Here is a 14848-nt window from a genome sequence, read left to right on the forward strand (position 1 = left end):
CTTGGTGCTCCTCGCGGGGAATTGGTCGGATCCACGACGTCGAGCCGGCTCCCGCGCGAGGTGGGAGACTCGGCCGCATGTCGACTCCCCGGCCCTCGATCGCCGTCACCGGTGCCACCGGGCACCTCGGCGGACGCGTCGCCCGCCGCCTCGCGGACGCGGGCCGCGCCCAGCGGCTGCTCGTCCGCGACCCCGCCCGCGCGCCGCGACTGCCCCACGCCACCGTGGCGCGGGCCGCGTTCGCCGACCGCGATGCCGTCCGCCAGGCGCTGGACGGCATCCCGACCGTCCTCATGGTCTCGGCGTCCGAGTCGACCGACCGCGTCGACCAGCACCGCGCCTTCGTGGACGCCGCGGTCGACGCCGGGGTGGCCCACCTCGTCTACGTCTCGTTCGCGGGCGCCGCCCCGGACGCCACGTTCACCCTCGCCCGCGACCACTGGGCCACCGAGCAGCACATCCGGCTCAGCGGCCTCGGCTTCACGTTCCTGCGCGACAACCTCTACGCCGACTTCCTGCCCGCCATGGTGGGCGAGGACGACGTGCTGCGCGGCCCCGCGGGCGACGGTCGGGCCGCCGTCGTGGCGCAGGACGACATCGCCGACGCCGCCGCGGCCGTGCTCGCCGACCCCAGGCCCCACGTCGGCCGCACGTACGACCTCACCGGGCCGCGAGCCCTGACGCTGCACGAGGTCGCGGCCGTGCTGTCCGACGCCACCGGCCGGACGATCACCTACCACCTGGAGACCGTGGAGGAGGCCTACCGCTCGCGCGCGACGTACGGCGCGCCGGACTGGCAGGTCGACGCCTGGGTCTCCACCTACACCGCCATCGCGAACGGCGAGCTGGCCGCCGTCAGCGACGCCGTGCCGCGGCTGACCGGCCACCCGGCCACGTCGTTGGCGGGCCTGCTGCGCCGACGACGTGACCGTTAGCGGTGCTCAGCGCGGCAACGGGATCTCGAAGTGGACGGTCTGGAAGGTGATCGGGTCGCCGTCACGGGCGTCGTGCACCTCCTCGGCCACGGACCGCCAGAACGGCTCGGCCCCGGGGATCCGGGTGTCGGTGTGCAGGTACAGCCGCTCGTAGCCTGGCGTGCCCACGACGAACCCGGTGGCCATGTCGACCAGCGCCCGCGCCAGCCCGGCCCGTCGGTGGTCCGGCCGCACGTACACGCGGAACAACTGCGCCGTGCTGCCCTCCGGGTACCGCGCGGCCAGCCAGGCGGGGTGCGGTGGGCTGGCGGGCGCGGTGGCGCGCACGCCGGTCGTCGCCACCACCTCGTCGCCCTTGACCGCGACGAACAACGCGTGCCGCTCGGGCCGCAGGTACGCGCCTTCCAGGTCGATCACGTCGCGGTGCCACTCGGGCCGGTAGCCGTAGCCGAACTCCTGGTAGAACGTGTCCAGCATGACGCTGCGCGCACCGTCCAGATCGGACTCGCGCGCGCGACGGACCTCGTAGGGCCCCACTTCGCGGTGGTAGGGGTTCATGCCTTCCTCTCCTCTGTTCCTTCCATCGAGCGGCCCAGCAGGCCGACGGTCACCGGGTGGGTGGGGGAGCCCAGGACCTCGCCCGCCGGCCCGTGCTCGACGACGCGTCCCCGGTGCAGCACGGCGACGCGGTCCGCGAGCCGCGCGACGACGGCCAGGTCGTGGCTGATCAGCACGACGGTGCAGGTCAGCGCGGCGAGCTGGTCGAGCAGGCTCGCCTGGGTCAGGGTGTCCAGACCGGACGTGATCTCGTCGCACACCAGCACGTCGGGCCGGGCCAGCAGCGCGCGCACCAGCGCCGCCCGTTGCAGCTCGCCGCCGGAGAGCCCGGCGGGCCGGCGCGTCACGGTGGCCTCGTCCAGCCCCACGGCCGCCAGCCGCGCCAACGCCTCCGCGCGCGGGTCGGCCGCGCCACCGAGCCGCACGGCGGTCCGGCTGACCTGGTCGAGCACGGTGCGGTAGGCGTCGAACGACGCGCGGGCGTCCTGGAACACGTACTGCACCGCGGCCAGCTCCGCGCGGGAACGGCGGCGCAACGACCGCGGCAGCGGGCGGCCGTCCAGCAGCACCTCGCCGGCGAACCCGGCGTGCAGCCCGGCGACGCACCGGGCGAGCGTGGTCTTGCCGCTGCCGGACCGCCCCACGACGGCCAGGCACTCGCCCGCGCCCACCCGCACGTCCACGTCGTGCAGCACGGTCGTGGCCCGGTGCCGCGCGGTCACCGACCGCGTCTCCAGGCGGGGTGCCGCGGCCGGTCGCTCGGCGGGCACGGTGACGCGGGGCTGTGCCGCGACCAGCGCGGCGGTGTAGGCCGTGCGCGGCCGGTCGAGCACGTCGGCCGTCGGACCGGCCTCCACGACCCGGCCCGACCGCAGCACCACCACCTCGTCCGCCACCGCGCGCACCACGTCCAGGTCGTGCGTGAGCAGCACCAGCGCCACCCCTTGGGCGACGACCGACGCCAGCTCGTCCACCACCTCGGCCCGCGTGATCGGGTCCTGCCCGGTGGTGGGCTCGTCCGCGACCAGCACCGCCGGATCACCCACCAGGGCCTGCGCCAGCACCACCCGCTGCTGCTGGCCGCCGGACAGCTCGTGCGGGTAGCGGCGCAGCAGCTCCACCGGCACGCGCGCCCGGCGCAACGCGGTGGCGATCAGCACGTCGTCGTCACCGGGGTGCAGGGCGGCGATCTCCCGGAACACGCCGCCGAGCCGCCGCACCGGGTTCAGCGCCGCCGACGGCTGCTGCGGCACGAAGCCGATCCGCCCGGTCACGGTGACCCGCCCGCTCACCGACACGCCCGGCGCGTGCTCGCCCAGCAGCGCGAGGCCCGTGGTGGTCTTGCCGCTGCCGGACGCGCCGACCAGCGCCACCACCTGCCCGGCGGCCAGCGCGAAGCTGACGCCGTCGACCAGCGTGCGCGACCCGGTCACCGCGCGCAGGCCCTCGACGTGCACCACGGGCGTCACGTCCGCGCCCCCGTCCGCAACGCCCGGTCGAACACCAGGTTCAGCCCCACCGACAACGCCACGATCAGCAACGCGGGCACGACCACCGCCCACGGCTGGAGGAACAGCCCGACCCGGTTGCGGTCGACCATGACCGCCCAGTCGGCCGCGTCCGGCGCGACCCCGACGCCGAGGAAGCTCGCCGACGCGACCAGGTACAGCGCGCCGGTCAGCCGCACGCCCGAGTCGGCGGCCAGGGTCCGCACCATCGACCGTCCCGGGTAGACGATCGAGGTCCGCCACCACGTCTCGCCCTGCAACCGCATCGCCTCCAACGCCGGACGCCCGGCGACCTCCAGCGCGGCGGCCCGCGAGATCCGCGCCACGTCGGGGAAGTTGACCAGCGCCACCACGCCGACGAGCACCGGCAGACCGGGACCGGCGATGGCGGCCACCAGGATCAGCACCAGCAACGACGGCACGGCGAGCAGCAGGTCCAGGGGCCGCATCAGCACCTCGTCCACGACCCGCAGGCGGGTCATGGCGGCCGTCACGCCCCACGGCACGCCCAGCAGGTACGACAGCGCCGTCGCCACCACCGCGACCAGCACCACCGTCCGCCCGCCCGCGAGCACCTGGTGCCACACGTCCCGGCCGACGAAGTCGGTGCCCAACGACGAGTTCCCCGCGAACGGCGCGCCGCGCGTCGGCTCGTCCGGCACGAACCACGGCCCCACCAGCGCGAGCACCAGCGGCACCAGCACGAGCGACCAGCCGACGACCCTCACGCGATCGCCACCGATCGCGGTGCGAGCCGGAACGCGAGCAGGTCCGCGACCAGGTTCACCACCACCGTGGTCACCGCGAACACCACCGCGAGCCCCTGCACCACCGGCAGGTCGCGGCCCGCGACCGCGTCCACCAGGATCGTGCCCAGCCCGGGGACGACGAACACCGCCTCGACCACGATCACGCCGCCCAGCAGCCAGTCGGTGGTCCGCGCCACCTGCTGCACGGCGGGCGCGAGGGCGTTCGGCAGGGCGTGCGCGAACCGGATCCGCGTCACCCCGATGCCCAGCCGCCGCGCGTGCCGCACGTGGTCGGACGCCAGCGCGTCGATCATCCCGGCCCGCACCAACCGGCTGATCGAGCACAGCGGCCGCGCCACCAGCACCACCAGCGGCAGCACCAGCACGGCGGGTTGCCCGAGCAGGTCCGCGCCCACCGCCGTCGGCGGCAGCCACCGCAACTGCACGCCGAACACCGCGATGAGCACCACGGCCAGCGCGAACTCGGGGATCGAGTGCAGGCCCACCGTGACCGTCGTGACGACCCGGTCCACCGGCCCGCCCTCGCGCAACGCCGCCAGCACGCCCAACACCACCGACAACGGGACCAGCAGCACGAGGGCGAGCGCCGCGAGCACGAGCGTCGGCCCGAGCCCGTCGTGCAGGAACTCGACCACCGGCCGACCGGAGATCAACGACACGCCGAAGTCGCCGCGCGCCAACCCGAGGACCCACTCGCCGAACCGCTCGAGCGGTGGCCGGTCCAAGCCCATGGTGACGCGGATCTGCTCGATCCGCCGCGGGTCCGGGTTGTCGCCCGCCAGCGCCACCGCCGCGTCCCCCGGCAACGCCTGCACCAGCAGGAACACCACCGTGACGACGGCGAGCACCTGCACCAGGCCCAGGGCCAGCCGGCGGGCGGCGTAGCGGCGCGGGCTCACCCCAACCACACCTTGTCGAACCGCGCCCAGTCCAGCGTGTTGGCGGGCGCGGTGGAGATGCCGCCGACGTTCGGCGCCGCGCCGACGATCCAGTCCGCGAAGCCCCACATCAGGTAGCCGCCCTCGGCGTGCAGGGAGCGCTGCATCTCCCGGTACACCTCGCCGCGCCGCGTCTCGTCCACAGTGGACACCGCTTGGTCGTACAGCGCGTCGAACTCGGGCCGGGCCCACTTGGTCACGTTCGTGCCCGAGCCGCTGAGCAGGCGTTGCGCGATGTGGGTCTCGATCGGCATCGCGCCGGACCGGAAGCTCGACAGCGAGCCGTTCTTGAGCGTGTCGGACCAGTAGCTGTCCTTGTTGCCGGTGACCACTTCGACGGTCAGCCCCGAGCCCTTGACCTGGTCGGCGAACACCGTGGCGGCCTCGACCATGCCGGCCGCGGCGGTGGAGGTGTCCAGCTTGACCGTGAGGCCCTCCGCGCCCGCCTTGCGGATGAGGAACTTCGCCTTGTCCAGGTCACGGGTGCGCTGCGGGATGTCGTCGGCGTAGTGCTGGTAGCCCTTGCCGAACAGGTCGTTGCCGACCTGCCCGCTGCCCGCCAGCACCGACTCGACCAGCTGCGGCCGGTCGGCGAGCAGGAACATCGCCTCGCGCAGGTCCCGGTTGTCGAACGGCGGCCGGTCGAGCTTCATCGCGAACGCCTGCACGGCGCTGTTGGGCGCGCGGTGGATCGCCATCCGGTCGCCGGCCGCGTGGCTGCGCGCGGTGGTGGGGGTGAGGTCGTGCGCGTACTCGACCTGGCCGCCGAGCAGCGCGTTGGCCCGCGCCGACTCCTCGTTGGCGATGACGAACTCCAGCTCGTCCAGGTGCGGCGCGCCCTCCCAGTACTCGGCGTTCCGCTTGAGCAGCACCGACTTGCCGGGTTCGAAGGAGACGAAGCGGAACGGCCCGGAGCCGACCGGGCTGGTGAAGTCCTCGGTGCCCGCGGGCACGATGTACGCGCCGAACGCGGCCAGCACGTTCGGGAACTCCACGAACGGCCGCTTCACCGCGAACTCGACCGTCCGCTCGTCCACCGCACGGCTGTTCGCCAGGTCGATGAGCGCCAGGCTGGACTTGGCGCGGAAGGCGCGGTTCGGGTCGAGGATGCGGGCGTAGCTGGCCAGCACGTCCTCCGCGCGGACCGGCTGCCCGTTGTGGAACACTGCCCGCCGCAACGTGATCCGCCAGCGGGTCAGGGTGGCGTCGGGCTCCCACTTCTCGGCGAGCCGGGGCTGGGCGGCGACGTCCGGGCCGAGGTCGGCGAGCTTGTCGTACAGCGCCTTGGACCGGGCGGCCTCCACGAACAGGTTCGCCAGGTGCGGGTCCAGCACCTCTTTGGCCCCGCCGCCCGCGAACGCGGCGCGCAGCCGTCCACCGGCGCGCGGGGTGGACGCGGCGGAGGTCGGTTCGGCCGTGCCGCAGCCGGTGAGGGCGGCGAAGGAGAGGCCGGCGGTGAGGCCGAGGAAACCGCGGCGGGTGAGCGGGTGCATGTCGTTCCTTTCAGTGGCGCAGGCGCGCGACGAGGTGCAGGCGGTCTCCGGACAGGGCCTCGCCCAGCTCGGCGTCGGCGGTCCAGGGTTCGTCGGTGCGCGGCCCCGGCGAGTCGAACAGGGCGAGCACGTCGAACCCGGCGTGGTCGAGGAAGTGCCGCAGCTCCTGGGGGAACAGCAGCCGCCACGCCGACCGCTGCACGAGCGGCTGCGCGCCGGGCCACCACCACTCGCGCCGACGCCGCAGCAACTGGGCCGCGTGGTCGATCCACAGCCGGGTGTGGGAGGTGTAGGAGACGCCCTGCCAGACGACCGTGCGGCTGCGGACGCCGTCGAGCAGTTCGGTGTTGCCGAGGAAGAACGCGCCGTTGCGCATCTCCGCCACGAGCAGGCCGCCGGGGCGCAGGTGGGCGCGGCAGCGGTGCAGGAACCCGTCCAGGTCGGCGTTCGTGTGGCAGTACAGCAGCGCGCTGTCCAGGCACGTGATCACGTCGAAGCGGCGGCCCAGGTCGAACGACCGCATGTCGCCGAGCACGAACTCCACCGCCGGGTGGTGCGCGCGGGCGTGCTGGACCATCCGCTCCGAGCTGTCCAGCCCGACCACGTCGTGGCCCAGGGTCGCCAGGTGGCCCGCGTCGCGGCCCGTGCCGCAGCCGACGTCCAGGAGCGCGCGCCGGACCCCGGAGTGGTGGTCGGCACCGAACCGCGTGACGACGTCGTGCGCGAACCGGGCGGCGACGTGGTCGGGGTCGGGGAACTGCTGCTCGTAGAGGCCGGGGTTGTCGGTCAGCAGGTTCTCGCTCATCGGGCCACCTCTCGGTTCGCGGTCAGCGCGCCACGCCGGTGCAGCCAGGCCACGGCCGCCGCGCACCCCAGCCCGATCGCCGCGCACAGCAGCGACGCCAGCGGGGCCGACCGGCCGAACACCCAGCCGATCACCGCGTTGCCCAGGGTCGCGGCGAGGCCGGAGACCAGGTAGAACACGCCGAAGTACGTGCCGGCCAGGCCGGTGCGGCCGAACGCCGGGATCAGCTCGTAGACGAACGGGTGCGTGATCATCACGCCGACCGACAGCAGCAGCGCGGTGACGAGCACGGGTGTGATGCCGCCGACCGGTCCGACGTGGCTGACCGCCGTGGCCACGAACCCGAGCCCCATGACCGCGAGCCCGAGCGCGATGGCCCGACCGCGCGCGAACCGGTCCAGCGCCCGCGTGACGCGCACTTGCAACAGCAGGGTCGCGACGGTGGACACCAGGAACAGCGCCGCGACCGCGAACGACGAGTCGGTCGACCGCCGCGCTTCCAGCGGCAGCACCAGGTAGAGCTGGTTCTGCAGGACGAACATGCCGGTGAGCGCGGCGGTGAAGGCCAGGAACCGCCGGTCGGACAGGCACTCGCGCCAGTCGTCGAGGACCGTGCCCCGGTGCGGCGCGGCCGGTCGGTCGGGCAGCACGACGGCCTGCGCGACCGTGAGCGCGGCGAAGATCCCGGCCGCCACCAGCGCGGCGACCCGGAAGTCCCACAGCATCACCAGGCCGCCCAGCAGCGGCCCGGCCAGTGCGCCCGCCTGCCCGTAGGCGTTGAACAGCGCGAACGCACCCGCCCGGTCCTCGGCCTCCTCGGCGATGTAGGCGCGCACGGCCGGGTTGAACAACGCCCCGGCCACCCCGCTGAGCACGGAGGCACCCAGCAGCACCACCACGGACTCGCCGGCCGCGAACAACCCGAACCCGACGGCCCGCACCGCACAACCCGCGATGATGACCCGCCGCGGCCCGAGCCGGTCCGACGCCGAACCGCCGACCAGGAACAAGCCTTGCTGGCTGAGCGTCCGCACCCCGAGGACGACACCGATGGTCGCCGCGGACAGGCCGAGGTCGCCGAGGTGCGTGGCGAGGTAGGGGATGAGCAGGTAGAAGCCGGTGTTGACGCCGAACTGGTTGACCAGCAGGAGGCGGACGGAGAGGGGGAAGCGCTTCATCGGGTCACCGGGCCGGTCGTCGGGGACGGGCCGGGGTCGCCTCGGCGGAGGCTGCGCGGGTCGACGCCGCACTGGGTGGCGATCACGCGCACGGGGAGCGGGGAGCGCCTCATCTGGCCACCACGCCGAGGCCGGGCGCGCCGGTCAGCCGCAGGGTGCCGTCCTCGCCGCCGATGCCGGTCCACGGGTCGTCCGCCACCAGCAGGTGCCCGTCCAAGTCCACCCACCGCGCGTGACCGGTCAGGTGGACGGCCGGCGCGATGCCCAGCGAGCTCGCCACCAGGCAGCCCAGCATCACGTCCAGCCCGCACTCCCGCGCGACGGCGATGACCTCCAGCGCCGCGGTGATCCCGCCGCACTTGGCCAGCTTCACGTTCACCCCGTCGACCAAGTCCGCCAACGCCCGCACGTCCGCGACCGTGGCGGCGTCCTCGTCCGCGATCAACGGCACCGCGCACCGCTCGCGCAACCACGCCAGCTCGTCCCACCGACCGGCCGGCAGCGGCTGCTCCAAGGCGTCCACTCCGGCGAGCCGGTCGACCACCCGCACGGCCTGCTCGGCGGTCCAGCCGCCGTTCGGGTCGAGGATGAGCCGGGCGTGCGGCGCGGCGGCCCGGACCGCCGAGACCCGGGCCACGTCGTCCTCCCCGCCCACCTTGACCTTCAGCACGGTGAACCCGCGCGCGGCCAGCCGGGCGGCCTCGGTGGACGCCTCGGGCACCGGACCGATGCCGATCGTGCACGCCGTCGGCACGTCCGTCCACTGTGGATCGCCCACCAGCGCGTGCACGGGCACGCCGGCCCGCGTGGCGACCAGGTCGTGCAGCACGGCGTCCACGGCGGCGAGCACGCCCGGCGGCAACGGCGGCAGGCGCTCACGCAGCTCGTCCGGGCTCGCGCTGGACTCGACCACGGGTGCCAGGCCACGCAGCAGCCCGGTGATCCGCTCCACGTCCAGCCCGTAGTACGCGCTCGTCACCACCTCGCCGTGACCGCGGACCCCGTCGCACTCCACGACCACGCGCACCGCGTCACGCCGCGCCATCACCGACCGCGATATGCGCAACGGCGACCGCAGTTCGAGCCCGTACACCGTCCAGTCGAGCTTCATGCGGGCACCCCCACGGCCTTGGGCGCGTAAACGGTCCGGCACCGGGCCCAGCTGGTGACCTCGACCTCCGCGGTGTCGGCGATCTCCACCGGCCGGTCCTCCGGCGTGCCCAGCAAGCCGCGCGACCGGCAGAAGTCGTCGTCGAAGATGGTGCCCAGGTAGCGGTGCGGGCCGTCCGGGAAGATCGTCACGACGGTCGCGCCCGGCTCGACGCGCGCCACCCATGCCGACACCAGGGCGACCGCGCCGGTGCTCCAGCCGCCGGTGACGAAGCAGTCCCGGGCGAGCCTGCGGCACGCGTCGACCACCTCCACCGGACCGAGCCAGTGCACCTCGTCGAACTCCTCGTAGGCGACGTTGCGCGGGTGGATGCTGCTGCCCAGGCCGCGCATCACCCGTGGTCGGGCGGGTTGGCCGAAGATGGTCGAGCCGACCGTGTCCACGCCGACCAGCCGCACGTCCGGCCAGTGCCGGCGCAGGGCCGCGACGACGCCGGCGCTGTGCCCGCCGGTGCCCACGCTGCACACCAGCACGTCGGCGTGGTCGAGCTGCGCCGCCAGCTCGCGGGCCAGCCCCGCGTACCCGGCGGGGTTGTCGGGGTTGTTGTACTGGTCGGGCCAGTACGCGCCGGGCAGCCCCCGCAGCACGGCGTGCAGCCGGTCCAGCCGGGCCTGCTGCCAGCCGCCGGTCGGGTGCGGCCGGTCCACGATCTCCAGCCGCGCGCCGTGGGCCCGCAGCAACGCGCGCATCGACGGTTCCAGCTCGTGGTCCACCACCAGCACCACCGGGTGCCCCAACGCCTGGCCGGCGAACGCCAGGCCGAGGCCGAGCGTGCCGCTGGTGGACTCCACGACGACCGCGCCGGGGCGCAGCTCGCCGCGCTCCCGTGCGGCTAACAGCATCGCGACCGCCGAACGGGCCTTCATGCCGCCCGCGCTCAGGCACTCCAGCTTCGCCCAGAACCCGCCGTGCCGGTGCGGCAGGGGCGTGTCGATGCGGGCCACCGGGGTGTTGCCGAGCAGGTCGAACAGGTGGGGGTTGCGCCGCACGGTCACCGTGGCCGTCCCGGGGTGGCGCGGTAGTGGTGCAGCGTGGTCGGGCCGCCGTGCAGCCAGAAGAACGGGTACGGCTCCGCCGACACCGCCGTGACGCCCGAGCCGAGGAACCACGGCACGATCGCGCTCGCGGTCTGGGCGAACACCACCAGCGGCCGGTCGGCGGCCCGGGCCGCACGTCGCAGCGGTTCGAAGCTGCCGTTGCCGACGGTCATGCCGGAGGCCAGCACCAGGTCGCAGTCGTCGAGCGCGGGGAGCGCGTCGGTCACGATCGGCTCGCCCCACTCGGTGCGACCGCCCTTGAGGTCGCACGGCACGTACCGCAGGCCGCGTTCGCGCAGGTGGTGCAGCAGCGAGTTGACCACGCCGACGACCAGCACCCGCTGCCCCGGCACGGCGTCCAGCAGGTCGACCACGGCGCGGGCGCGGGCCATCGACTTGGCCAGCGAGTCGCCGCCGCCGATCACGACGTGGTGGGCGGCGGAGAGGTGGTGCGGGTGCGCGTGCATGAGGTAGGCGTCCAGCACGGCGGTGCGGATCGCGAGGTCGGGGTGGGCGAGCAGGTCGGCGACGTGCTCGCCGACGCAGTCCGTGACGGCCGCGTCGTCCACGGCGTCGGGCTCCACCGCGCACGAGCCGACCGCGTCACCGACCCGGACGCTGATCACGGTGTTGCGGTACGCCTGTTCGCGTGACGCGTGCCGTGCGCCCTGACGGGTGGTGAACGCGACGCTGACGGCGCACTGCGCCGGGTCGGGCCCCACCGCGCCGGCCCGGGCCAGCGCGACGAGCTCCGTGACGTCGGACAGCGGCCGCTGCCCGGCCTGCGCGGTCACGCGGCACCTCCTGCGGGCCGCGGGTTCGGGTCTGCCACCGCGATCACGCGACGGCCTCCGCGTAACGCACGTCCAGCGACTTCACGACGCGCTCGGCCCGGCTGCGGGCATCGGTGTCCGGCGACGTCACCATCACGTGCCCGAGGTAGCTGTTGTTGCTGGTCGGTTCGCCGGCGCGGTGCCCGGCGGGCTTCACCGCCCAGTCCACCACCTCCGGGTTCGCGGGCAGGGCGTCCACGCCGTCGATCCCGGCCACCACCCCGGCGCGCGGCGGCAGGAGGAACGAGATGGCGGCGCTGCGCACACCGGTCTCCCGCGACCGCAGGTCGGGCTGACGACCGGCGGCGAGGTCGGCGAACACCGAGGGCAGGTCGACGCCGGTGACGCGGCGGACCAGCTCGGTGATCTGGTTGCCCGCCGGGCGCGGGTTGACCTCGATCAGGCGCGGCCCGTCGGCGGTCAGCTTGACCTCGGTGTGCGCGACGGCGCGGTCCAGGCCCAGCGCGTCGATCGCGCTGACGGCGGTGTCCACGACCGCGTCCCGGTCCGCGTCGCTCAACGCGGCGGGGAACATGTGGCCGCTCTCCACGAACCACGGCCGCCCGGCCAGGCTCTTGTCGGTCACCCCGACCACGTAGGTGGTGCCGGCCGCGGTCACGGTCTCGACGCTCACCTCGGGTCCGACGAGCAGCTCCTCCAGCAGCACGGTCGGCACCCGCTCCTGGCCGCGGGCGTTGACCGGGAACGCCTCCAGCGCCAGGTACGCCTCGCGCAACGCGGCTTCGTCGCGCACCTCCCGCACGTGCATCCCGGCGCACAGGTCGACCGGCTTGACCACCAGCGGGTAGCCCAGCCCGGACGCGGCCTTCGCGGTCGCGGGCCAGTCCTCGGCCAGCGCGAACCGCGGGCCGGGCACGCCGGCGGCCGAGGTCGTCGTGCGGGTGAGGTCCTTGCGGCAGGTGCGTTCGACGGCTCGCGGGTCCGGCCCGGGCAGGCCCAGGTGGGCGGCGACGGTGGCGACGGTGGCCAGGTAGTAGTCGCAGGAGGAGATCACGCCGTCGAACTCCAGCACGCCGTGCAGGCGCTCCACATAGGACAGCAGCGCGGGCACGTCGTTGGTCTCGGCGGTGAGCACGTTGTCCGCCGCCAGCAACGGGTGCGGGTGCGCGGGCGCGGCGCGCAGGTAGTGCCTGAGGTCCCGGGTGAGGAACGTGAAGCGGTGGCCGGCCTCGTGGATCGCCCGTGGCAGCAACGAGCTCATCGCGCCGACCCAGCTCTCGATCATCAACAAGTGCGCCACGCGTGCTCCTCCGAAGGGGCGTCGGACCGGGGACGGGGAGAATGGTAATCATTATCAGTCCGGTGCCGAGGCCGCCATTGGAGTGATGTGGGTCACCGAACTCGAACGGCTCTCCCTTCGCGGTCGGGGCGCTGCGGTGGCGTCAGCCCCTGCGGGCGCGGTAGTTCGCCACGGCGATCCGGTTGCCGCACGCGGTGCTGCAGTAGCGGCGGGAGCGGTTGCGGGACAGGTCGAGCACCAGCCCGTCGCACGTGTCGTCCGCGCACACCGACAGGCGGCTCAGCTCGTCGGCGCGGATCACGTCGACCATCGCCATGGCCGTCTCCACCTCGATCCGGTCGGCCAGCGGCGTCGCGGGGTCGGTGGCGTGCAGGTGGTAGTCGAAACCGTCGTGCCGCACGAGCCGCGGCACGGCCCGGTGCCTGGCCAGGATGTCGTTGACGATCTCGACCGCGGTGTCGCGGTCGCTGGTCAGCAGTCGGCGCAGGGGCGCGCGCAGCGCTCGGACCGCGGACAGTTCGGCCTGGTCGTGGGTGCGCGAGCCGGTGTACCCGTGCTCGGCGAAGAACGCGTCGAGCTGCGCCCGGTCGGTCATCGTGTCCGGCTCGACGGCCGAGTTCACCAAGGCGACCGCGGCGACCAGCGACGCCGTCGTGTCATGGGTGAAAAGCATGTTGACAGATTACCGGCCCGGTCCATAGCGTCATGGGTCATGGCAACGATGACGCATGACACGCACGTGGGCGGGCGGCTGCGGGCCGGGTTGGGCTTCGCGCTGCTGTCGGCGTCGTCCTTCGGGTTGTCCGGGCCGCTCGCGCGCGGCCTGATGGACGCGGGCTGGTCGTCGGCGGCCGCGGTGGCGGTGCGGGTGCTGCTCGCCGCGGTGGTGCTGGCCCCGGTGGCGGTGGTCCAGCTGCGCGGCCGGTGGGGCCTCCTGCGCCGGGCCGCACCGCTGATCACGGCGTACGGGCTGGTCGCGGTCGCGGGCTGCCAACTGGCGTTCTTCAACGCCGTGGCGCACATGGAGGTCGGGGTCGCGCTGCTGGTCGAGTACACCGCGCCGGTGGCCGTGGTCGGCTGGCTGTGGCTGCGGCACGGCCAGCGGCCCACCCGGCTGACCGTGCTCGGCGGCGTGCTCGGCCTGGTCGGGCTGCTGCTGGTGCTCGACGTCGGGTCCGGCGCGCGGGCCAGCGCGGTCGGCGTGCTCTGGGCGTTGGCCGCGATGGTGGGAGCCGCCGTGTACTTCGTGCTCAACGCGCGGGACGCGGACGGGCTGCCGGGCACCGTGCTGGCCGCCGGCGGGCTGCTGGTCGGCGGTGTCGTGCTGCTGCTCGCGGGCGCGGTCGGGATCGTCGGGTTCACGGTGTCGGCGCGGCCGGTCGCGTTCGACGGGTTCACCGTCGCCTGGTGGCCGCCGCTGCTCGCGCTGGGCGTGGTGACCGCGGCCCTGGCCTACGTCGCCGGCATCGCCGCGACCAGGAGGCTCGGCTCGCGGCTGGCGTCGTTCGTGGCGTTGACCGAGGTGGTGATGGCGCTGGTGTTCGCGTGGCTGCTGCTGGGCGAGGCACCGGGCGCGGTCCAGTTGGCCGGCGGCGCGTTGATCCTCGGCGGCGTGGTGGCCGTGAAGCTGGGCGAGCCGCGCTAGCGCCGGGCCCCTCCGGGATCGGAAGGACCCGGCGGCGCAGCACTGGTGGGAAGCGGCGACGGCGGGCAGGCCCGCCGGTTCGCCCGCCACGAGCGTGACGCGGTCCAGCGCCGTGCTGCTCGCCCGCAGCTTGTCGGACAGCCGCGCCGACCACTGGTCCCGGTAGGTGCCCAACGCCACCTCGGCCGGCCGCGGCCGCTGGATGTCCGAGGTGCCGGCGGGGGAGTAGATGTGATTGGCGTCGCGCAGCAGGCGCTCGACCGCGCGGTCCGGGTCCAGCCCGTACGCCGCGTGCACCTCCATCGCGGTGCGCGCGGAGTCCAAAGAGGACTGCACGTTGAGCGGCTTGGCGCTGATCGGCTCCGCGTCGCAGGGGATGCCCTGGTCGAGCAGGTGCGCGGCGAAGCAGGCGGCCAGCCGCGCGGTCATCAGCTGGGACAGCAGCTGCCCCAGCTTCTGCTTCACCGCGGGCAGCTCGGCCAACGGCCTGCCGTACCGGCGGTGCGTGCTCGCGAACTCGACGGTCCGCTCCACGATCGCGCGGTGGACGCCCAGCGACACCGCGGTCAGGTTGGGCCGCCCGTACAGGACGCTGGACGAGTACGCGACGGCCAGGCCGTCGCCCTCCGCGCCCAGCAGGTTGGCCGCCGGGACGCGGCAGTCCTCGAAGACCGGCTCGCCGAAGCTGAAGCCGTGCAGGCCCATGGCGGGCCGGT

The 14848-nt window shown here is 74.2% G+C and carries 14 protein-coding genes and 1 pseudogene; 2 read left to right on the top strand and 13 right to left on the bottom strand.

The genetic code is table 11. From position 1 onward, the window contains the following. Positions 1-77 precede the first annotated feature (77 nt). A complete protein-coding gene (locus LZG04_RS17215) occupies positions 78-935 on the top strand; it encodes an SDR family oxidoreductase (protein WP_233818156.1) in 858 nt (285 codons plus the stop codon). Between the two features lie 6 nt (positions 936-941). On the opposite strand, the gene LZG04_RS17220 is transcribed toward LZG04_RS17215, so the two are convergent. The 12 genes from LZG04_RS17220 to LZG04_RS17275 form a co-directional block, all read right to left on the bottom strand. Then, entirely contained in the window at positions 942-1493 is a 552-nt protein-coding gene (locus tag LZG04_RS17220; protein WP_233818158.1) for a GNAT family N-acetyltransferase, read from the bottom strand. Beyond that, a complete protein-coding gene (locus LZG04_RS17225; protein WP_233818159.1) occupies positions 1490-2962 on the bottom strand; it encodes an ABC transporter ATP-binding protein in 1473 nt (490 codons plus the stop codon). Before LZG04_RS17225 ends, LZG04_RS17220 begins: the two co-directional genes overlap by 4 nt. Further along, positions 2959-3729, bottom strand: coding sequence for an ABC transporter permease (locus tag LZG04_RS17230; RefSeq protein ID WP_233818161.1), 771 nt, complete (start codon positions 3727-3729; stop codon positions 2959-2961). Before LZG04_RS17230 ends, LZG04_RS17225 begins: the two co-directional genes overlap by 4 nt. Continuing rightward, positions 3726-4670, bottom strand: coding sequence for an ABC transporter permease (locus LZG04_RS17235; RefSeq protein ID WP_233818163.1), 945 nt, complete (start codon positions 4668-4670; stop codon positions 3726-3728). Before LZG04_RS17235 ends, LZG04_RS17230 begins: the two co-directional genes overlap by 4 nt. Then, a complete protein-coding gene (locus LZG04_RS17240; RefSeq protein ID WP_233818165.1) occupies positions 4667-6202 on the bottom strand; it encodes an ABC transporter substrate-binding protein in 1536 nt (511 codons plus the stop codon). Before LZG04_RS17240 ends, LZG04_RS17235 begins: the two co-directional genes overlap by 4 nt. A gap of 10 nt (positions 6203-6212) precedes the next feature. Continuing rightward, positions 6213-7007, bottom strand: coding sequence for a trans-aconitate 2-methyltransferase (locus LZG04_RS17245; RefSeq protein WP_233818167.1), 795 nt, complete (start codon positions 7005-7007; stop codon positions 6213-6215). Beyond that, on the bottom strand, positions 7004-8185 hold the full coding sequence (locus LZG04_RS17250; RefSeq protein ID WP_233818169.1) for an MFS transporter: 1182 nt from the start codon (positions 8183-8185) through the stop codon (positions 7004-7006). The genes LZG04_RS17245 and LZG04_RS17250 overlap by 4 nt, the downstream gene beginning before the upstream one ends. A gap of 109 nt (positions 8186-8294) precedes the next feature. After that, complete coding sequence (locus LZG04_RS17255; RefSeq protein ID WP_233818171.1) at positions 8295-9296, bottom strand: dipeptide epimerase; 1002 nt, start codon at positions 9294-9296, stop codon at positions 8295-8297. Continuing rightward, complete coding sequence (locus tag LZG04_RS17260) at positions 9293-10351, bottom strand: PLP-dependent cysteine synthase family protein (RefSeq protein ID WP_374202829.1); 1059 nt, start codon at positions 10349-10351, stop codon at positions 9293-9295. The genes LZG04_RS17255 and LZG04_RS17260 overlap by 4 nt, the downstream gene beginning before the upstream one ends. After that, a complete protein-coding gene (locus tag LZG04_RS17265; RefSeq protein WP_233818173.1) occupies positions 10348-11187 on the bottom strand; it encodes a Rossmann-like domain-containing protein in 840 nt (279 codons plus the stop codon). Before LZG04_RS17265 ends, LZG04_RS17260 begins: the two co-directional genes overlap by 4 nt. Before the next feature lie 43 nt (positions 11188-11230). Then, on the bottom strand, positions 11231-12487 hold the full coding sequence (locus tag LZG04_RS17270) for an ATP-grasp domain-containing protein (protein ID WP_233818175.1): 1257 nt from the start codon (positions 12485-12487) through the stop codon (positions 11231-11233). Between the two features lie 142 nt (positions 12488-12629). Then, positions 12630-13160, bottom strand: coding sequence for a CGNR zinc finger domain-containing protein (locus LZG04_RS17275; RefSeq protein ID WP_233818177.1), 531 nt, complete (start codon positions 13158-13160; stop codon positions 12630-12632). 39 nt (positions 13161-13199) lie between these two features. On the opposite strand from LZG04_RS17275, the gene LZG04_RS17280 reads away from it, so the two are divergent. After that, a complete protein-coding gene (locus tag LZG04_RS17280) occupies positions 13200-14132 on the top strand; it encodes an EamA family transporter (protein WP_233818179.1) in 933 nt (310 codons plus the stop codon). Between the two features lie 246 nt (positions 14133-14378). On the opposite strand, the pseudogene LZG04_RS17285 reads toward LZG04_RS17280, so the two are convergent. Beyond that, positions 14379-14837: pseudogene (locus tag LZG04_RS17285) on the bottom strand (acyl-CoA dehydrogenase family protein); the annotation flags it as partial. Positions 14838-14848: the final 11 nt, after the last annotated feature.

Source organism: Saccharothrix sp. S26, assembly GCF_021390395.1.
Lineage (GTDB): Bacteria > Actinomycetota > Actinomycetes > Mycobacteriales > Pseudonocardiaceae > Actinosynnema.

Bases quoted from the DNA above. Each gene is read 5' to 3' on its own strand.
- LZG04_RS17215 (WP_233818156.1), top strand. From the start codon at position 78: ATGTCGACTCCCCGGCCCTCGATCGCCGTCACCGGTGCCACCGGGCAC.
- LZG04_RS17220 (WP_233818158.1), bottom strand. From the start codon at position 1,493: ATGAACCCCTACCACCGCGAAGTGGGGCCCTACGAGGTCCGTCGCGCG.
- LZG04_RS17240 (WP_233818165.1), bottom strand. From the start codon at position 6,202: ATGCACCCGCTCACCCGCCGCGGTTTCCTCGGCCTCACCGCCGGCCTC.
- LZG04_RS17245 (WP_233818167.1), bottom strand. From the start codon at position 7,007: ATGAGCGAGAACCTGCTGACCGACAACCCCGGCCTCTACGAGCAGCAG.
- LZG04_RS17250 (WP_233818169.1), bottom strand. From the start codon at position 8,185: ATGAAGCGCTTCCCCCTCTCCGTCCGCCTCCTGCTGGTCAACCAGTTC.
- LZG04_RS17255 (WP_233818171.1), bottom strand. From the start codon at position 9,296: ATGAAGCTCGACTGGACGGTGTACGGGCTCGAACTGCGGTCGCCGTTG.
- LZG04_RS17275 (WP_233818177.1), bottom strand. From the start codon at position 13,160: ATGCTTTTCACCCATGACACGACGGCGTCGCTGGTCGCCGCGGTCGCC.
- LZG04_RS17280 (WP_233818179.1), top strand. From the start codon at position 13,200: ATGGCAACGATGACGCATGACACGCACGTGGGCGGGCGGCTGCGGGCC.